General features: G+C 29.4%; 5 protein-coding genes. All 5 read right to left on the bottom strand.

Annotated elements, in window-relative coordinates:
• Positions 1–198 precede the first annotated feature (198 nt).
• A complete protein-coding gene (locus BUB80_RS23005) occupies positions 199–621 on the bottom strand; it encodes a DUF4377 domain-containing protein (RefSeq protein WP_073298054.1) in 423 nt (140 codons plus the stop codon).
• A 502-nt stretch (positions 622–1,123) separates the two neighbouring features.
• Positions 1,124–1,450 (bottom strand): transposase, encoded by a 327-nt coding sequence (locus BUB80_RS23000; protein WP_073298052.1) that lies wholly within the window; start codon positions 1,448–1,450, stop codon positions 1,124–1,126.
• The gene (locus BUB80_RS22995; RefSeq protein WP_073298050.1) at positions 1,447–1,866 is read right to left on the bottom strand and encodes a transposase; all 420 of its coding nucleotides are present in this window, start codon (positions 1,864–1,866) and stop codon (positions 1,447–1,449) included. The genes BUB80_RS23000 and BUB80_RS22995 overlap by 4 nt, the downstream gene beginning before the upstream one ends.
• A gap of 396 nt (positions 1,867–2,262) precedes the next feature.
• Entirely contained in the window at positions 2,263–3,018 is a 756-nt protein-coding gene (locus BUB80_RS22990; RefSeq protein WP_262484456.1) for a pyridoxal-dependent decarboxylase, read from the bottom strand.
• Positions 3,019–3,077: 59 nt separating this feature from the next.
• On the bottom strand, positions 3,078–3,467 hold the full coding sequence (locus tag BUB80_RS23965; protein WP_073298047.1) for a PLP-dependent aminotransferase family protein: 390 nt from the start codon (positions 3,465–3,467) through the stop codon (positions 3,078–3,080).
• Between the last annotated feature and the right edge of the window lie 179 nt (positions 3,468–3,646).

Genomic DNA, 3,646 nt, shown 5'->3' with positions numbered 1-3,646 from the left:
TTTTATACGGTTAATAGATGTATGGCAAATATTGGAAAAGCAATACGCATCAAATATTCGCCGTTTTCTCTAATCTAAATTTGTCGGAATACTTATTTATATTTACAACAACAAAAGACCACATCTGAGTCTGAAGATGCAAACACCGGAAATGATGCATAAAAAATCCGGAAAAGTAAAATCTTCCGGATTCGTATCTTAATTGATAACTTGTAAACCTATTTTAGGACTAGTCATGATTTTTTTTTTTGAAATTGTTCTGAGATAAGTATATTCTTCCGTGGCTCCTTCAAGAGACTCTTTTGGACGTTCTACCTTCACTTCGATTACATATTCAAAACCAGCTTTATAGTTAAAACCTTTAATGGGGGCAGGAAAAACTTCCCATTTTTTTTGGGACTTTTTCTCTTTTACCTGATAGCAACCTCCTGTTTGCATAATTCCGTTACATTCTGGCCTTTGCGGTCCAATAATTAGGTTTTTTTTTACTATTGCAACGTCATTTTGATGGGTTGGATTTCCTTTTACAACCGTGATAGTTGGTCGGGGTGAGTTCTGAGCAGCAATAACTATTGACGATAAAGCAAGGATACCTGTTAAAATTAATGTTTTGTTTTTCATGTTTTTTTAGAGTTTAAATGGGTATGTCATTTTTTTAGTTTTACTATCTGTCTTATTAAAGTTTATTTGATAAAAATTTAGCTATCTGAAATTAGAGGTTTTTAGATTTTATTCTAATTACAACCTATTTATAAAAAAACAACTTGACATAAAGGTACGAAATAATTTTGAAAGCTGTAAGAAAAATATGGTAAAACCAATATTAGTAGCCTATCGATGAAGAGAATCTAAAATAAGTAATTAGAGAATAACCTGTTGATAAATTCTTTCTCTAGATGATTTCTACGGATCGGCATTATCGAAGTCTTCAAAATCTTTTTCATAAGTATTCTTAAACTCGACCCAAGGATAAAAGCAATTGTCACTGTTAGGATGTATGATAAAGAAAGGTTCATTAATTTGTTGATACATTTAAATTAATAATGACAGTATGTTTAAGTTTTAATATTAGTAGTCTCATTCAATCTTGTATTCCTATCTTTGAATTAGCCTTTGCAAACCCTTAACTGAATAATTTTTTCCATTTAGCTACCGTATTTCTGCTAAGCTTAAAATGAAGTGCAGTAGCTGTATTGCTAAGGCAATTTTTATTTTGATATTCCAATATATGAATTATTGAGTTTTCATCATATGCCTTATGTTGTTGATTTAAAATTGACCTTTCTTTATCTGCTACATTAAATATTATGGAATTAAGTTTCAATACATCTAATAAGGAAAGATTTTCCTTCTCTAGTATATGGAAACAATCTTCCTTTTTATGGGGATATTTCATTTTAATGATATCGTTGAAAATTCTTTTATAATCTGGAATGCTATTTTTTGTCATATTTTATATTTAATTATCCATTTAGAAAGAGTAGAGCGGGGAATTCTGTATTCATTAATTATCTGCTGTTTACTTTTTTTGCCTTTTTCTAAAATGTCGAGAATAAAATCTATCATTTCTCTTGTGTAAATACTTTTTCTAAATATAGGAATTGTAATTTTATTTTTTGCATGTGAAAAAGAGGGAGGAGAATATAGTACAAGATGCTCGGAATAAATTCTAAAAAAATCGTAAGAAAGAAGTTTGCTCCATAATAAGAGAAGATCGGAATCTAGAAATTGTTCTTTATACATTTCTTCAATTTTGTTTTCATCTGTATTTATAAATTTGCATATCTGTTTGATAGGAATTTCCAATTCATTAACTCTCAATTTAATCAGATTACCCAGATGTATATTTTCAATGTCAAAATTCATTTTTATAAATTATTAATTCATTTATCGGAAATAGGCAATATTATCATCCTGAAATACGACAGAATCATGATGCTAGTTCTTTTATACTGACAGGAGTGTAGAGGCATGATAGCATATACCACCGAGACATTATAGAATTTTTTCTATTATCTAATTTTTTTATTTTTGTAAATTTAAATAAAAAATGAGATGTATATGAAAAATGTATAATAAAAATTGATGTTAAATTATGTTTATGTTAAAGTTTTTGATAATTATATTGAAATTATTATGATGTATAATCAAAATTTGAATACTTCTGTTAATCACTAATGATAATATTAAAGTTTCTACTGCTTGTTTGGGGTGAAAAGGCTATGACGGTTCTGTAATTTTAATAATCTATAGGGGTGATTTTCAAGTTATTTTGTTTGTATTATATATTAAATTAGAGTCTATTAAGCAGCATGCGACCTTATGTATTAAAGACTTTCCATTAAATGAATTTTCTTTCTTCAGGTCTACAACAAAACTGTCTATTATTTGTTTTGTGATGCCAGGTTTAATAATAATATGGTTTATTCCTCCATGAGAAGCTAGCTGCCATTTAGATTGTGTTTCTTTACTTAAAAGTGGCAATATGATTGTTAATGCATTAGGATTTCTCCAAGTCTTAATCCCTAAAATTTCTATTTTTTCAACGGCATAAGCCGTAAGCTCAAGGCATTTATTTAGCCGACTGCGGAGACCTGTTATTTCTTGTGTTTTAATTGCATACCACATTATCAAAGGTTTTATTGCATTCCGAGATCCGTTAATAGTATCATCTAGATTATCAATAATATGGATGTACTTCGAGACCTTGTTTTTATTTTGTTTCAGAACAATTACTATACCACAAGGAATGGGAGAGCCTATAAATTTATGTCCACTTACAATAATAGAGTCTGCACCTTCACTAAAATCAAAGTGTGGTTTAGGGAATAGAAACTGGGCGTAACTTCCGCAGAAAACAGCATCACAATGAATATAGCGTTCATTTATTTTAAGGTTATCCAGAATAGTTTGGAGTTGTTTAATATCATCTTTCCCCTCCTTCATAGTTGTACCTATATTAGCAATAAGAATAGCGGGCAGGTGGCGTTTTGTCTTAACTTTTTCTTCGAAATCCATATAATCTATTTCTCCATTTTCTTGAGATAGGATCTTTTGAGACTTCAATCCTAAAAGATCTATATTTTTTGTATACTGTAATGGGAATCTTCAGAAAAATTAACGATTCCTAAAGGATACAATTGTCGGGCTAGATATAATCCGTATAGATTACCTTCCGTACTTCCATTAGTGATGTAGCCCCAATAATCTTCTGAAGGTGCGTTAAACATTTGAGCGAAAAAATCATTTACTTCTCTTTCGAAGGTATGGGTGTTAATTTGGTAAGTTCCACCAGAGTAATAAGCATCACCTACATTATTTACCGGATATTTGAGGAATTTAGAAAGTAGAGAATAATCAAAGTCGATGGTGCATGGGTAACCCAAAAGATGACTAGAACTTTCATGTAGATCTTTTTCTAAAAGGTCCAACCTCTCTAGATCTTTGGGAGATAAATTTTTATTCATAATAATTGTTTTGTGAGTAAGATAAAAATACACTTAAATTTTATAGTATTAATGCATTATTCTCAAAATAAGGAATTAATAATCTTATTGACTTATCCTTTTTATTAATATCATCAAATGCCTATATTTACAATAAATACTAATTTTTAATGGTAGGGAAAGCAGATAAAGAGCTTAGT

The organism is Chryseobacterium polytrichastri, from assembly GCF_900142445.1.
GTDB classification, from domain to species: Bacteria; Bacteroidota; Bacteroidia; order Flavobacteriales; family Weeksellaceae; genus Chryseobacterium; species Chryseobacterium polytrichastri.
Note: the sequence above shows the minus strand (reverse complement) of the source record. Positions and strands in the feature narration are given on the sequence as shown.